A 1,010-nucleotide genomic window follows, 5' to 3' on the forward strand; every position below is an offset into this window, starting at 1 on the left:
TCCCCACAAGGGGGAGGGGAGTAGGAGCGCGCCATGTCCAACACCTACGACATCCTCGTCATCGGCGCCGGCCCCGGGGGCTACGTCGCCGCGATCCGGGCGGCGCAGCTCGGGTTCAAGACCGCGGTGGTGGACCGCGAGCATCTCGGCGGCATCTGCCTGAACTGGGGCTGCATCCCGACGAAGGCGCTGCTGCGCTCGGCCGAGATCTACCATTACATGCAGCACGCCTCCGATTACGGGCTGTCGGCCGAGAAGGTCGGGTTCGACACGGCCGCCATCGTCAAGCGCTCGCGCGGGGTCTCGACCCGGCTCAACGGCGGCGTCGGCATGCTGCTGAAGAAGAACAAGGTCGATGTGATCTGGGGCGAGGCCGTCATCGAATCGGCCGCCAAGGGTAACGAGCCCGGCACGGTCACGGTGAAGGAGACGAGCCGCGCGCCCGCGCCGAAGGGCGCGCTCGCCGCCGGCTCCTATTCGGCCAAGCACATCATCGTCGCCACGGGTGCCCGCCCCCGCGCGATCCCGGGCATCGAGCCGGACAAGAAGCAGATCTGGACCTATTACGAGGCCATGGTGCCGGAGACGATGCCGAAAAGCCTGCTCGTCATGGGCTCGGGCGCCATCGGCATCGAGTTCGCCTCGTTCTACCGCACCATGGGCGCCGAGGTGACGGTGATCGAGCTGCTGCCGCAGATCCTGCCGGTGGAGGATGCCGAGATCGCCGGCCTCGCCCGCAAGCGCTTCGAGAAGCAGGGCATCAAGATCCTCACCGGCGCCAAGGTGACGAAGGTGGAGAAGGCGGCCGATTCCGTCACCGCCACCATCGAGACGACGGACGGCAAGAGCCAGCAGCTGACGGCGGAGAAGCTCATCTCGGCGGTGGGCGTCGTCGGCAACATCGAGAATCTCGGCCTCGAGAAGCTCGGCATCGGCATCGAGCGCGGGATCGTCGTCACCGACGGCCTCGGCCGGACCAACGTGCCGGGCATCTACGCCATCGGCGACGT

Annotated in this window: 1 protein-coding gene; it reads left to right on the plus strand. The window is 67.7% G+C overall.

The window, feature by feature from the left end; translation table 11 throughout:
* Positions 1 to 33: 33 nt before the first annotated feature.
* The coding region (locus MBTS_RS23065; RefSeq protein ID WP_192216588.1) for a dihydrolipoyl dehydrogenase at positions 34 to 1,010 on the plus strand (977 nt) is incomplete at its 3' end.

The organism is Methylobacterium bullatum (assembly GCF_014845095.1).
GTDB lineage: Bacteria > Pseudomonadota > Alphaproteobacteria > Rhizobiales > Beijerinckiaceae > Methylobacterium > Methylobacterium bullatum.